General features: G+C 63.3%; 15 protein-coding genes and 1 pseudogene. 8 read left to right on the top strand and 8 right to left on the bottom strand.

The features are described from left to right. Nucleotides 1-99: 99 nt before the first annotated feature. Together C2U70_RS04580 and C2U70_RS04575 are read right to left on the bottom strand one after the other, a co-directional pair. On the bottom strand, nucleotides 100-294 hold the full coding sequence (locus tag C2U70_RS04580) for a hypothetical protein (RefSeq protein ID WP_140976672.1): 195 nt from the start codon (nucleotides 292-294) through the stop codon (nucleotides 100-102). A gap of 422 nt (nucleotides 295-716) precedes the next feature. Continuing rightward, nucleotides 717-1784: a hypothetical protein gene (locus C2U70_RS04575; RefSeq protein WP_140976671.1), complete on the bottom strand. Its 1068-nt coding sequence runs from the start codon at nucleotides 1782-1784 to the stop codon at nucleotides 717-719. A 241-nt stretch (nucleotides 1785-2025) separates the two neighbouring features. On the opposite strand from C2U70_RS04575, the gene C2U70_RS04570 reads away from it, so the two are divergent. Further along, nucleotides 2026-3054: a patatin-like phospholipase family protein gene (locus tag C2U70_RS04570; RefSeq protein ID WP_140976670.1), complete on the top strand. Its 1029-nt coding sequence runs from the start codon at nucleotides 2026-2028 to the stop codon at nucleotides 3052-3054. Between the two features lie 9 nt (nucleotides 3055-3063). Here C2U70_RS04570 and C2U70_RS04565 read toward each other — a convergent pair whose 3' ends face one another. Next, nucleotides 3064-3492, bottom strand: coding sequence for a CBS domain-containing protein (locus tag C2U70_RS04565; protein WP_140976669.1), 429 nt, complete (start codon nucleotides 3490-3492; stop codon nucleotides 3064-3066). A gap of 187 nt (nucleotides 3493-3679) precedes the next feature. Further along, nucleotides 3680-4486: a rhomboid family intramembrane serine protease gene (locus tag C2U70_RS04560; RefSeq protein ID WP_140976668.1), complete on the bottom strand. Its 807-nt coding sequence runs from the start codon at nucleotides 4484-4486 to the stop codon at nucleotides 3680-3682. Nucleotides 4487-4949: 463 nt separating this feature from the next. Here C2U70_RS04560 and C2U70_RS04555 point away from each other — a divergent pair, with 463 nt between their 5' ends. The 4 genes from C2U70_RS04555 to C2U70_RS04540 all read left to right on the top strand — a co-directional run bounded on the left by C2U70_RS04555 (nucleotide 4950) and on the right by C2U70_RS04540 (nucleotide 7916). Next, the gene (locus C2U70_RS04555) at nucleotides 4950-5504 is read left to right on the top strand and encodes a PAS domain-containing protein (protein ID WP_140976667.1); all 555 of its coding nucleotides are present in this window, start codon (nucleotides 4950-4952) and stop codon (nucleotides 5502-5504) included. Nucleotides 5505-5678: 174 nt separating this feature from the next. Further along, entirely contained in the window at nucleotides 5679-6032 is a 354-nt protein-coding gene (locus tag C2U70_RS04550; RefSeq protein WP_140976666.1) for a cupin domain-containing protein, read from the top strand. A gap of 12 nt (nucleotides 6033-6044) precedes the next feature. Continuing rightward, nucleotides 6045-6611 (top strand): DinB family protein, encoded by a 567-nt coding sequence (locus C2U70_RS04545; RefSeq protein ID WP_140976665.1) that lies wholly within the window; start codon nucleotides 6045-6047, stop codon nucleotides 6609-6611. A 171-nt stretch (nucleotides 6612-6782) separates the two neighbouring features. Further along, nucleotides 6783-7916 (top strand): DJ-1/PfpI family protein, encoded by a 1134-nt coding sequence (locus tag C2U70_RS04540; protein ID WP_140976664.1) that lies wholly within the window; start codon nucleotides 6783-6785, stop codon nucleotides 7914-7916. Nucleotides 7917-7941: 25 nt separating this feature from the next. Here C2U70_RS04540 and C2U70_RS04535 read toward each other — a convergent pair whose 3' ends face one another. The 3 genes from C2U70_RS04535 to C2U70_RS04525 form a co-directional block, all read right to left on the bottom strand. Next, nucleotides 7942-8148 (bottom strand): hypothetical protein, encoded by a 207-nt coding sequence (locus C2U70_RS04535; protein WP_246666661.1) that lies wholly within the window; start codon nucleotides 8146-8148, stop codon nucleotides 7942-7944. Then, entirely contained in the window at nucleotides 8127-8933 is an 807-nt protein-coding gene (locus C2U70_RS04530) for a transglutaminase-like domain-containing protein (protein ID WP_140976663.1), read from the bottom strand. The genes C2U70_RS04535 and C2U70_RS04530 overlap by 22 nt, the downstream gene beginning before the upstream one ends. A gap of 156 nt (nucleotides 8934-9089) precedes the next feature. Then, nucleotides 9090-9476 carry a COG4315 family predicted lipoprotein gene (locus C2U70_RS04525; protein WP_140976662.1) on the bottom strand — a complete coding sequence of 129 codons (387 nt, stop codon included), beginning with the start codon at nucleotides 9474-9476 and terminating at the stop codon, nucleotides 9090-9092. A gap of 216 nt (nucleotides 9477-9692) precedes the next feature. Here C2U70_RS04525 and C2U70_RS04520 point away from each other — a divergent pair, with 216 nt between their 5' ends. Next, a complete protein-coding gene (locus C2U70_RS04520) occupies nucleotides 9693-10190 on the top strand; it encodes a methyltransferase (RefSeq protein WP_246666660.1) in 498 nt (165 codons plus the stop codon). A gap of 83 nt (nucleotides 10191-10273) precedes the next feature. Here the strand turns inward: C2U70_RS04520 and C2U70_RS04515 are convergent, their stop codons facing one another. Beyond that, nucleotides 10274-10645, bottom strand: a complete 372-nt coding sequence (locus C2U70_RS04515; protein WP_140976661.1) for a hypothetical protein — start codon at nucleotides 10643-10645, stop codon at nucleotides 10274-10276. Between the two features lie 949 nt (nucleotides 10646-11594). On the opposite strand from C2U70_RS04515, the gene C2U70_RS04510 reads away from it, so the two are divergent. Both C2U70_RS04510 and C2U70_RS04505 read left to right on the top strand, forming a co-directional pair. Then, nucleotides 11595-12098, top strand: a complete 504-nt coding sequence (locus C2U70_RS04510; protein WP_246666659.1) for a GNAT family N-acetyltransferase — start codon at nucleotides 11595-11597, stop codon at nucleotides 12096-12098. A 140-nt stretch (nucleotides 12099-12238) separates the two neighbouring features. After that, a pseudogene (locus C2U70_RS04505) lies at nucleotides 12239-12450 on the top strand (hypothetical protein); the annotation flags it as partial.

Genomic DNA, 12450 nt, shown 5'->3' with positions numbered 1-12450 from the left:
ATGACAGTTCAAAGTGAGACGATGGTTAGTGCGCGTTAGAGACCATGACAGGTGCACGACAATCGGATGTCCCCGAGCGGACGGATACCGGTCGCCGAGCTAGTCTTCGCTGGGGGCGGCGGAGCGCTTGGTCAGATGGGCCTGGGAGAGCAGGAAAAACAGTGCGCGCTCGGCATGATACTTCGCGGCCGGCCGCGTGCGCTCAAAGCCGTCGGCAAAGACCTTGCCGGCCTGATCGCAAACCTGCCACCGCCAGCCCAAGCGCTTGCGTCTGGTGAGCACCACTTCGAACATGCCGAAAGGCTAAAACCCCCTGCTCGCCGCCGCGCCCGAACGAGCCCGACGATCCGGCCTCCATGGACGGACATCCGACATATAACGCAGCACGATGGAAAGAGAACAAAATTGATTGTCGGATTCGCGCAGCCGGTGGGGAAGTGTTGCGCTGAAAGCAGCTTGGTAGCGGTGTCGCCGGCGCTAGTCACTGAAGCCTTCGCGCACTTCGTCAGTGTTCACATTTGAACACAGCAACAGGCGTGTGGCGTGCATCCTCCATCCGTTGCGGGTCAAGAACAGCCTCGTCACCAGCCAAGGATGCGGTGCGGGATGAACGCGCGCAAATGCGGATTTAGCCTCGACGGCCAGCCTGCCCTGTAATCATGCGCTGGATGAGAATTGCGGTATCCCGCTGTGGAACCGCAAAGGCGCCGAGCGCCCTACCGGGCGACGACTTCGACTTCGCCGTCGACGCCGTTCACGACATTGAAGCCGCGCTCATAGACCTTGCCCTCGTTCTTGGCGATGGCGCGGTATTCACCTTCGGAGAGCACGACGCGCGGGAAGGCGCCGATCGATTCCTTGATGATGTCGCCGCCCGGCGTCAGCACTGACCAGGCCGTGTTGGCCAGCGCCTCGCCGCCCTTGTCGCTGACGAGCTTGAGCGTGATGACCGCGGCACGGTGGGTGATGGTGACGTCGGTGAGCTTGCTCGCCTGCACGCGGATGTCGGAGCGCACCACCGAATTGGCGTCCCCATAGTTGGAGATGATGTAGTAGGTGCCCTCCGGCAGCAGCACGACGTCGCCGGCGGCGACGTTCGGCACCAGCGAGGAGCGCTCGCCGCCTTCGAACTGGCTGCCCTTGTAGATCGCAAACGAGATCTGGTTCTGCGGGATGCGGCTGGTGCCGACGCGGCCTTCGATGCGCAGGCCGCCCGCCGGCAGCACGAAGGATTCGCGATCGGTCTCCGCCTTGAGGCTCACCGTGCGCACCGCACTGACGAGGCCGAAGGCGACGTGCACGACATAGTTGCCCGGCGGCAGCACGATGTTGGGCGTCGGGTTGCGATCCTCGCGGATCAGCTTGAACGTCCCGGTCTCGTCGGGACGGTCGGAGAACACGCGCCAGACCAGCCCGCTGGTGATGGCAGGCAGGTCCTTGCCGTATTTCGCGGTCAGCGACAGTACGCCCTGGCCCGGCACCGCGGCCCCGAGCGGAGCGGCCGGAGGAACGGTCGAGACCGTCGGCGGGATGGTGGGAGAATTCGGCTGGGTCAGCGTGGGCGGCAGGCTTTGCACGCCGGCAGGACCGCCGGGCGGCGCGAGGCTGACGGCTCCGCCGGGATCCGGCACGGAGGCCGGCGGCACCGGCGGCGGCCGGTCCGAGAAGAACTGCGCATGCGCACCGGTCGGGGCGAAAACCAGCACGGAAACAGCAAGCATCAGGGCCGGCAGCAGCCGTCCGCCGCGCCGCCATCCGCCGATGCCGTCACCCCCGAGTGTCATGGCCCTGCTTTTCACCGAAAACGCGGCAAATTCAAGCCTTGCGACGCGCGACAAATACTGACTTTGGAACCGTTGGGAACCCCGGTCGGTTAGTCCCGGTACCATCAGGCGGCGCCATACTGGCGCCGCGCGCCCTCGCCAAAACGGCATAAACCATGCTTCGCGGTCCATCTGGCGAGACGGGAGCGCGGTGCCATAGTCTGGCCGTGCGCGGAACGGTCTGTGTCGTAGGAGTTGTTCGGTGCTTGATATGTTGAAAGGCCGGGGCGCGAACGGGTCCAACGGCGAAAAGATTGGCCTCGGCACGGTCCGCCGCCCGGTGATCGGGCTGGCCCTCGGCGGTGGTGCTGCGCGCGGCTTTGCCCATATCGGAATCATCAGGACATTGCTTGCGAACGGCATCGTGCCAAACGTCGTGGTCGGCACCTCGATCGGCGCCGTGGTCGGTGGCGCCTATGCGGCCGGCCATCTCGACACGCTGGAGGAGTGGGCACACAGCCTGCGCGGGGTCCGCAATATCCTCGGCTACCTCGACATCCGCCTCAACGGCTCCGGCCTGATCGGCGGCGAAAAGCTCGCCTCGCGCCTGGAAGAAGCGATGGGCCCGAGCCTGATCGAAGACCTGCCGGTCAAATATGCCGGGGTCGCGACCGAGGTGCGCACCGGCCACGAGATCTGGCTGACCCGCGGCCGCCTGGTCGATGCGATGCGCGCCTCCTACGCGCTGCCCGGCATCTTCTCTCCCGTGCTGATCGGCGACCGCTGGCTGGTCGACGGCGCGCTGGTCAATCCGGTGCCGGTCTCGGCGGCGCGGGCGCTGGGTGCGGAAATCGTCATCGCCGCAAACCTTTCCAGCGACATCTTCACCCATTCAACCACGATCTATTCGCACGGCGCGATGCCGGACGAACTCGCGCCCGCAACCGAGGACACCAGTGCCAAGCGGCGCTTCCCAAGATTCTTCTCGCCGGAGAAGACGGTGAAGCGGGAGTTCTTTGGCGGCGGCGGACGGCCCGGAATCTCGTCGGTGATGGTCGATGCCTTCAACATCATGCAGGACCGCATCACCCGGGCCCGCCTTGCCGGCGATCCGCCGGACATGCTGATCTCGCCGCGAGTCGGCCAGATCGGCTGGTTCGATTTCCACCGCGCCGAGGATCTGATCGCGTTCGGCACCCGCGCCGCCGAGCGCGCGATCGACTCGATCCAGGAGGCGATCCACGTGCTGGCCCCGGCGCCGGAAGGCAGCGCGCCGAAGGCCGGTGGGTAGACTTCGCCGCTACGCCGTCTTGATGTAGTCGCGCAGGGCTTCCTGCTCGGTCTCGTATTCGCGCACGCGCCATTTGACGATGTCGCCGATCGAGATCAGGCCGGCCACCTTGCCGTTGTCGAGCACCGGCAGATGGCGGAACTTGCCGATTGTCATCATCTCCATGATCTCGGCCACCGTGTCGGTCTCCTTGCAGGTCACGACCTTTCGGGTCATGACAGCAGACACCGGCTCGTCCAGCACCGCGGCGCCCCGCTCGCCGAGCACACGGACGATGTCGCGCTCCGACAAGATGCCTTCCAGCCTGCTCTGATTCATCACCAGCACCGCGCCGATCCTCTTCTCGCCGAGCAGCTTGATCGCGGCCGACATCTTGGCGTCGGGCTCGACGCTCATGATCTGGTGGCCCTTGGTGTTGAGAATTGAACGTACCGTCATTGTCGTCTCCCTGAATCCGACCCAGCCTTGTTCGGGCCGGACTTTGTTCACGAGTCTTCAACTAACAGTCTCAAAGCCGGTTCATCTCTCAGGCGCCGCACGAAGCAGGGCCGCTACCGGCTTGTCGTTTCACGACATTCTTCGCGTGAGATGATGAATGAATTCGCCGTGAGCCGCAAGCGCCGCTTCAAATACGGTTTGAAATGTCCCGTGATGACGCATCCGCAGCATCGCCCCGCGCGCGCGGCACGGGATCGAACAGCGAGAACAGCAATAGCCCTGCGACGAAGCCGCCGATATGCGCCTGCCAGGCGACCGTCGCACCTTCGGTACCGACCCCGATCGCGCCGATGCCGAACACGATGTTGACGCCGAACCACACGGCGAGGAAGCCGAGCACGCGAGCGTCGCGAAGCGCGCGCGACAGCGGCAGCGCTGGAACCTTTGCCGCGGTTTCGGCATCGGCGCGGCTGAACGACAGAAAACTGCCGCGCACGAAGGCAAAGCGGATCGCGGCGGCCATGGCCCCGGAGACCGATGCGGAGGCGCCGATCATCGGCGCGATCGCGTGCTCATGGGTGACGAGATGGGCGAGCGCACCGGCCGCAGCCGTCACCGCCAGGAACAAATAGAAACGCACCGCGCCAAAGCGCCGCGCCAGCGCGCTGCCGAACGGCAGCAGCCACAGCACGTTGAAGCCGAGATGGGTCAGGTTCGCGTGCAGCAGCGAATAGGTGACGAAGGTCCAGACCTTCGCGCCAGTGCCGCCGGGGATTTGCAGGTTGAGCAGCGAGGAATCGTAGCGCTTCGGGATGAAGCCGAAGACGTCGATGGTCCAGTTCTCCAGCTCCGGCGGCAGCAGCACCCGCAGGTGGATCACCGCCAGCAGGATGATGTAGGCGGTCAGCGCCGCCGGCAGCGTCAGGATCGGCTCGCGCGGGCCGTCCCCGGGTTGGGTCGGTACATCCGGCTGAGAGTCGTGCGGGGAATCCAAGGGAAACTCGGCTTTTGGGCGCGGTCGTCGCGATCCCTGCAGATAGGCGCCTTTGGCCACCCCGTGCAAGGGCACAAATGCGTGGCTCAAAAAGGAAAAGGCGGGGCCCTGGGAAAGCCCCGCCTGTCCATGTCGGCCTTGTCGCTAATCCGAGGAGCAAGGATATCCCCACCCCTCCCCGTCGCGCTGACCAAACTGTTTGACGCCCGTGCACAGGCCCCGCCGAGAACCTGGATGAAAACGGCGGAGCTTGCGACCGCCGTCACCATAGCAGCCGCCTCACCTGCGCAAAGCGCATAGTTAACTTAACGTTAACGACGCAAAGGCACCCGCCGCGGGGCCAAAAACGCCTGTGCGGCATGGACGCTGCAATACCCCTCCTGCACAACAACACAGGGATCTCCGGTGCACTGAAGCGGGACAGCTTTGTCCCACGATGTGCAGGAGGGGCGAGCGTCAAAACATGAAACATCCGTCAAGCCGCGACTTCTTCGCTTATTGGGACGACAAGCGCGGCACGGCCCGGGCGCCCGATCGCGCCGACATCGACCCGGCCGCTGTCCGGGGGCTGCTCGGCGACATCTTCGTCCTGTCCTGCGAACCAAAGCTCGGCTTCCCCTTCCGCGTCGCCGGCACCCGCGTCTGCGCGCTGGCGGGGCGTGACCTCAAGGACTCGAGCTTTGCTGCGCTGTTTGCACCTGAGAGCCGCCGCGAGATCGAGGAGATCACGACCATCATCGCCGACGAGACGATCGGGGCGATTGCCGGCATCACCGCCACGCGTGACGACGGGACCAAGGCGCATCTTGAGCTGCTGCTGCTGCCCTTCAACGCCCGCCCGTACACCCCTGTCAGCGTCACCGGCGTGCTGGCGCCGTTCGACGATGCCTGCGCCGCGCTCGGCGCCTTCACCCTCACCTCCTGGCGCTATCTGCATCAGCCCGAAAAACTGTTGCCCCGCGCCATCCGCAAGCTGCAGGTCGCGCGCGGGCTGATGGTGTATGAGGGGCTGAGGTAGGACCTCCGCGACCAGGGTTTGAAACAACCCCATGCACAGTAGCCGGCGGTTGCAGGCATCAGCGCTATGTGGCCGCGCCTATCCGTCTGACATCTCGGGCAAATCGACGCTGCCCTTGCCGGAACCGGCCAGCAAACCCAAATTGCCTCTATCCTGGTCCGGCAGAGGCAAAAAATGGCCGATACGATCTCGCTCGCGCAAAAGCTTGCAACTTTCAGCGACCACTGGTCGCCGCGCACGGTTGCGACCTTCAACGACAACGACGTGATGGTGGTCAAGGTGAAGGGCGAATTCACCTGGCACAAGCACGACGACACCGATGATTTCTTTCTGGTGCTGAAAGGCGTGCTCGACATCGAGCTGCGCGACCGCACCGTGACGCTGCGTGCCGGCGAGCTGTTCGTGGTCCCCAGGGGCGTCGAGCACCGGCCCGTGGCGCGCGAGGAAGTGCATCTGTTGCTGATCGAGCCGACCGGCACGCCGAACACCGGCGACAAGGCCACGGCTGCGCCGCGCAAGCTGGCGTAGGGCGAGAACGACATGCCATCAGGTCTCGTCCAGACGTTCCGCGCCTTCGCCCACAACAACGGCTGGGCCAACCATCGCCTGCTGACGGCGTGCGCAAACCTCAGCCAGGCGGAGTTCGAGGCGGAGCGGAAGAGCTTCTTTCCGAGCCTTCAGGCAACCTTGAACCACCTTTATTATGTCGACCTCTTCTACATCGACGCACTGGAAGGCGGCTGGCTCGGCCCAAAAGCCTGGGCGAACCAGATTCCGTTTCCTGATGTCGCCGGACTGAAACCGGCCCAGGCCGCCATGGACCGGCGCCTGATCGCGCATTGCGATGCGCTCACGCCTGAGAAGCTGGACGAGACCGTGCGCATCAATCGCGACACGCGCGTACAAAACGAGCGCCGCGACCGCCTGTTGATGCATCTGTTCCAGCATCAGATCCATCACCGCGGCCAGGCCCACGCCATGCTGTCGGGCACGAGCGTCGCCCCGCCCCAGCTCGACGAATTCTTCGCCACCGAGGAAGCGCCGCTGCGCGCGTCGGAATTTGCCGAGCTTGGCTGGACGGAAGCAACGATCTGGCGCGGCGAGTGATCGCATCCTATGGACTCTTGTTTTGACGCGTTTTCTTGACGCGAACCGGTGTCCACTTCGCTGGAAAACGCTCTGCCATGACCGTTTTTGCCGGATTTGCGTCATTTCGCTCGACGTTTCGCGCGCGTAGGTTTCGCGCCGATTGAAACGAACTCAGCGAAGCGGAATGTCATGAGCTGGCGACTTGTCATCTGGAGCGGCGCCGGCATCGCCGCGCTGGCCCTCACCATGTTCGGAATCTGGCTGCTCACCCTGCCCGGCACGCCCGCGCGGGCGACGCCGGCGCCGATCGCAAAGGACGAGGCCGACGCGACGCTCGCCGCGCTGAAGCCACCGAAGCGCGCCCGACCGCTGATCGCCATCGTCGGCATCAACGACATGACCGAAACCACGGACTATCTGATGCCCTACGGCATCCTCAAACGCGCCGACATCGCTGACGTTCTCTTGGTGGCGACGCAACCGGGGCCGGTGACACTCTTTCCGGCGCTGAAAGTCGCGCCGCATGGGACCATTGCCGATTTCGATGCGCGACATCCAGATGGAGCCGACTACGTCATCGTGCCCGCGATGAGCCGCGACGACGATCCGGTCGTGCTGCAATGGATCAGGGATCAGGCGGCCAAGGGCGCGATCGTCATCGGCGTCTGCGTTGGCGCCACCATTGTCGCCAATGCCGGGCTGCTCGACGGCAAGACCGCCACGACACATTGGTATTCCGTAAAGGATCTCAAGAAACATTCCGCGATCCGCTATGTCAGGGATCGCAGGTTCGTCGTCGACCGGGGCGTCGCAACGACGACCGGCATCACCGCGTCGATGCCGATGGCGCTCACTCTCATCGAGGCGATTGCCGGCCATGACAAGGCGGCGACTGTCGCGCGCGATATCGGCATCATCAATTGGGATGCCCGCCACCGCAGCGCAGCCTTCAGCTTCACGCGCCCGTTCGCAACGACGGCCATCGTGAACACGCTGTCGTTCTGGACCAGGGAGCAACTCGGCGTTGCGCTTGCGCCCGGCCTCGACGAAGTCTCGCTGGCACTCGCCGTCGACGCCTGGACACGCACCTATCGCGCGCGCCTGCTCACCTATGCGGCATCACGGGAGGCGCGGCCGAGCCGTAACGGCGTGCGCATCCTGCCCGACACCACCGCGACGGACTGGCCCGCAGAGCAGCGGCCGCCGGCGACAGCAACGCTGCCGCCGGCAAAAGCGCTTGACGAGACGCTGCGTGCGATCGATGCGCGCTATGGCGCACGCACCGCCGATTTCGTCGCGATGCAGCTCGAATACTTGAGGTGACGTGGTCGCCGTCCCGCCCGGAACCCTATCGTCCTGCCGCCACGCGCTTCACCCCGGCGGCGGTCAGTTCGAGCTCTCCGAGCCGCCGGATCGCGTAGCCGAGGGCGACGAGGCGCTCCCAATGCAACTGCGGAATGTCGTGCTGGCGATCGGCCTTGCCGACCGTGAGCAGCGAGGCGAATTCGTCGTCGCTGAGCGGGTTCAGCGCCATCACGCGATCTCGTCGGTCCATACCTTGAAGCTCGTCAGCTTGTTCGGCCCGAACGTCTGCGTGATCGGGACATCGCAGGCATCGCGTCCCTGACCGATCAGAACCCGGCCAATCCGCGGGACGTTGTTGCGCGGATCGAAGGTGTGCCAGCGGCCGCCGATATAGGCTTCAAACCAGCCGGCAAAATCCCCTGCGGCCCAGGGCTGCGGCGTCCCGATGTCGCTGAGATAGCCGGTGCAATAGCGGGCCGGAATATTCATGCAGCGGCAGAATGTAATGGCCAGATGGGCATAGTCGCGGCACACGCCCTTGCCTTCGCTGTAGGCCTCCCATGCCGTCTTGGTGGCGCGCGCGTGCTCGTATCCGAAGGCGATATGATGGTGAACGAAATCGCAGATCGCCTGCACTCGCGCCCAGCCCAAAGGGGTCTTTTCGAACAGCTTCCAGGCGATCTCCGACAGCCGATCGGTCTCGCAATAGCGGCTGCCGAGCAGATATGGCAGCGTCTCCGCAGGCAAGGATTCAATCGTGTGCTGAAACGCCGAGGCGAATACCGGATCCGGCAGGCCGCTGTCGCGAACCACACCATCGCCGGAAAGGCGCATGTGGCCGGCGGGTGCGACAATGCGGCTGCACCAGTTTCCAAACATGTCGCGATAGGGTGCGATCTCGACCACGGGGTCGGTGGTCAGGAAGTCCGGCACGATCATATCGGACGCGCGCGTGAAATGCGTGCCGAGCACCATGATCATCGGTGTTGGCTGCGGGAACTCGTAGAGCATTTCGAATCCGACGCGCAGCTTCATCGAAATGCCCTTCCGGCCTGGTATCAGCCCGAAATGGCTACGAATTCGTCGAATACAAGGCACGAAGCAGAGCTTTGTCGTCCCCGCGGATGAATCATGGTCGTGCGAAACATGGCGGATGGCGTTTGCGCTCGTCCGCCATGTTCTCTTCGACGATCAGGGCATCGCCAGATGCCAGGCGCCGTTCAGAAAGCCGTCGCCGGTGATGTCGCCGGGCTTCTGGTCCTTGGCAAAGGTGTAGAGCGGCTTGCCCTTGTAGGCCCACTGCTTCGAGCCGTCGTCACGCGTGATGATGGTGTAGCCGTCGCCGTCCTTGTCGCCGGCTTCGGCCTTCAACACCGGCCAGTTGGTCGCACACGGGCCGTTGCAGGCGGATTTGCCATCGGCGTCCTTGTCGAACGTGTAGAGCGTCATGCCCTTGGCATCGGTGAGCACCGCGCCCTTGGCGGTCGTTCCGGTCTTGGCCGGCGCGGCAATGGCGGCCGACATCACCGCGAAGGACGCGGCGGCGATGAGCGCGAGGGAAAGCGATAGCTTCGTCATCTTGTCTCCTTGTCATGCAATTGGCTTGCACGAATGAGACGCCGCGGGACGCGTCGTATTCCGAAACGGGGCGCAACGATATTTTTCGTAACGGGCCGTTCCCGACGGAATAATTGCGCTAGCAGGCCAAACTCAGCCGAAGCAGTCGAGATTGACCCAAAGCGAACCTCGAATCTGAAGTATCTTCATTATTGTAAATCGTACGCACCGCAATTTGTGAGATACAGGGGTGGTGAAGGCCAACTGCTGGCGGGAATTCTCGCCGCAAACAAGGGCCTGCGCGGAACGCTGTTCGATCAGCCGCACGTGGTTGGCAAGGCGGCCGAAGTTCTGAACCAACAGGGTGTCGCCGACAGATGCGAAATCGTCGGAGGCAGCTTCTTTGAAACCATCCCGGAGGGGGCCGACGCCTATGTGATGCGGGCGATTATCCACGATTGGGACGATCAGGAAGCGATTTTGATCCTGAAGAGCTGCCGCCGCGCTATGGCGGCCGATGCCAGACTACTCATCATTGAACGCGTGGTGGAGCCCCCGAACGAGGGGCCGATCGCGAAATTCAGTGACCTCAATATGCTCGTCATGCTCGGGGCGCTTGAACGGAGCTACGACGAGTATTCCGCGCTATGTCGAACGGCCGGATTTGAGATGCGCGGCACAGTTCGCGCAGGCTCGCACTTCCAGGTCATCGAGGCAGTTCCCGACTCAAACTGAACCAGCACGGGTCCTTTCACCCCATAGCGATGAGAGTTTTCATGCGATCTTACGCACCAGACGAGACTTGGTAGGGAGATCGCTCAGCTTTTTGTGCCTGCCTTTGAGAGTGTAACCTCGACGCCGGCTACGCAGGCCTGGGCCAATGAATAGTCCATGGTCGTAGAGGCAACGGTCTTCACGTATTCGCGGATGATGCCGTCCCTTGAATACGAGCTCGCCGCATTGAACTTGGCGAGCGCGCCATCAGCCGCAGTGAACTGGGCGACGCAGATCGGTACGAGGACAGACATCCGACCAGTGGTCTCTGCCGTTGTGGTCATGGCCTTTGCGGTGCCTGCGGTGACCCAGCCGCCCCAGACAAATCCGATCGTCATCGCCGCAACAGCACCGAAGGCGATACCTTGCAGAAAGCGCGTCCGCGCCTCCCCTTGCAGAATCTCTGGCATTTTCATGGGGGTCTCCCTTTGCTTCGCCCACAGAGGCGCGTTCGCACAGATGCAGTCAGCATCTGCGCTCGCCTCGACATTTGGTCTGTCAGATTGCGCCTTCCGATGGCACTTTAACTGCCGCTACGATGGCGAGCAGCGACTTCGGAAGTCACCGCTTCATGGACAGCATAAGGGTGGACAACGGCCATTCCCAACTTCGACAGTAAGCTGTTGTCCTATCCGTGTACAGCACGTTCTCGGTGTTCAACGAACCGCGATGCCGTCATCTCGCACGGCTGTCCTACTCGCGCATGCAATCGGGGGCATCACCTGCCCCTGGTTCCGAAGTCACCTTTCATGCCCTTTGTCCGACGCTTGCTGGGCCTGCAGCTTTGCTCGGGCTGGTTGCCGGTGCTGACGAGATCATCGAATAACCCGCAAGCGTAATGTCGGCTACTGGCCCGCGGCCGACCTTGCCCCGAAGCGCCGCAACGTCTGCTTCCCGTGGATGACTCGAACAGGGCGATGCGAGCAGGTAAGGCCGCTTTTGACCCATAGCTGACCCAACATTCAACTTTTACAGTTTGGCATGATCCATGATTGACGCGTGAATGGTAGGATCGGCGCAACTCAGCGAGCCACCGATGCCAGTGATATTGATACTTTTTGTCGTGATGATCGCGTTCGCGTTGGTAGGATTCAAGTTGTTCAACAGCCTCCGAACTATGCAGATACAATTGGGCTTCGGGGCCGTACTGCTGAGATATGAGAGCCCATTGCTCTTCTGGCTTGCGATCGCCTTGCAGTGTTTGGGATTGGGCACGCTGTTCTTGATCATGATTTTTGTCGCTCCCTACCAGCCCATGATGTGAATGGACTTCCGTTTGTGGCCCATCGCGACATTTGCTGTGGTCGCAAAAGACAGTCTCAGGTGCCCCCGATGAAATCATCGTCACCCGACAAAGGAAAAACGGTGAACCCGCATTGGCGCCAGGCCCTGCCGTCGGATCTCCCCGCGATCGCCGCCATCGCCGCGCAAATTCATCCCGAGCTGCCCGAGCGCCCCGAGGTGTTTGCGGAGAAGCAGCGCCTCTACCCCGGCGGCTGCCGGGTGCTGGTCGCAGGCGACGCGGTCGGCGGCTATGGACTAGCGCATCCCTGGAAGCTCAATCGCATTCCGCCGCTCGATGATTTCCTGCGCGACTTGCCTGACGATGCCGACTGCCTCTATGTGCATGACGTGGTGGTGCTGCCCAAATTTCGCGGCAGGCGGATCGCGGGGGCATACGTTACCGATATCGCAGCGCTGGCGAGAGCGGCTGATATCAACTCCCTCGCGCTGGTGTCGGTCTACGGCACGCAATCCATGTGGGAGCGCTTTGGCTTTCGCGCGGTCGCGTCGGATGCGGCGCTGCGCGACAAGCTCGCAGGCTATGGCGAGAGCGCGACCTATATGGTCTGCAGGCTCACGGCGTAGATCCGGCTTCGCGCGACAGCTCCGGCTCGCCCTGTGTGCGCCAGATCACGTTGGCATTTCCGCCCTCGAACGCGTTGCCCTCAGGCCCCGTCAAACGGTCCGTACAGACTGTTTCGCTCTTCCAACTGACGGAGACTGTGATGTCGACGACGACTAGACTTTCAGCGGTTGCGCTCGTCGCTTTCGCTGCGGCGACCGCGATGGTTTCGACCAGCGCCAACGCGTTCACTTACAGCGTTTCGACCTGCGACGTGTTTCAGCTCGGCGGCTGCGGCGAGTTTTTCGTGCCGCCGGAGCCGCGGCGCCGGGTCGTTCGTGAGGTGCCGCTCACGCACGACCCGGCGCCGCGGCT

Source organism: Bradyrhizobium guangdongense (assembly GCF_006483445.1).
Classification (GTDB): domain Bacteria; phylum Pseudomonadota; class Alphaproteobacteria; order Rhizobiales; family Xanthobacteraceae; genus Bradyrhizobium; species Bradyrhizobium guangdongense_A.
The sequence above is the reverse complement of the archived record's forward strand: the minus strand, read 5'-3'. Positions and strand labels throughout refer to the sequence as shown.

Excerpts from the sequence above, each read along its gene's own strand:
- C2U70_RS04535 (WP_246666661.1), bottom strand. The coding sequence starts at position 8,148 with ATGGACCGACGAGATCGCGTGATGGCGCTGAACCCGCTCAGCGACGAC.
- C2U70_RS04525 (WP_140976662.1), bottom strand. The coding sequence starts at position 9,476 with ATGACGAAGCTATCGCTTTCCCTCGCGCTCATCGCCGCCGCGTCCTTC.
- C2U70_RS04545 (WP_140976665.1), top strand. The coding sequence starts at position 6,045 with ATGCCATCAGGTCTCGTCCAGACGTTCCGCGCCTTCGCCCACAACAAC.
- C2U70_RS04530 (WP_140976663.1), bottom strand. The coding sequence starts at position 8,933 with ATGAAGCTGCGCGTCGGATTCGAAATGCTCTACGAGTTCCCGCAGCCA.
- C2U70_RS04555 (WP_140976667.1), top strand. The coding sequence starts at position 4,950 with ATGAAACATCCGTCAAGCCGCGACTTCTTCGCTTATTGGGACGACAAG.
- C2U70_RS04565 (WP_140976669.1), bottom strand. The coding sequence starts at position 3,492 with ATGACGGTACGTTCAATTCTCAACACCAAGGGCCACCAGATCATGAGC.
- C2U70_RS04580 (WP_140976672.1), bottom strand. The coding sequence starts at position 294 with ATGTTCGAAGTGGTGCTCACCAGACGCAAGCGCTTGGGCTGGCGGTGG.
- C2U70_RS04550 (WP_140976666.1), top strand. The coding sequence starts at position 5,679 with ATGGCCGATACGATCTCGCTCGCGCAAAAGCTTGCAACTTTCAGCGAC.
- C2U70_RS04540 (WP_140976664.1), top strand. The coding sequence starts at position 6,783 with ATGAGCTGGCGACTTGTCATCTGGAGCGGCGCCGGCATCGCCGCGCTG.
- C2U70_RS04515 (WP_140976661.1), bottom strand. The coding sequence starts at position 10,645 with ATGAAAATGCCAGAGATTCTGCAAGGGGAGGCGCGGACGCGCTTTCTG.
- C2U70_RS04575 (WP_140976671.1), bottom strand. The coding sequence starts at position 1,784 with ATGACACTCGGGGGTGACGGCATCGGCGGATGGCGGCGCGGCGGACGG.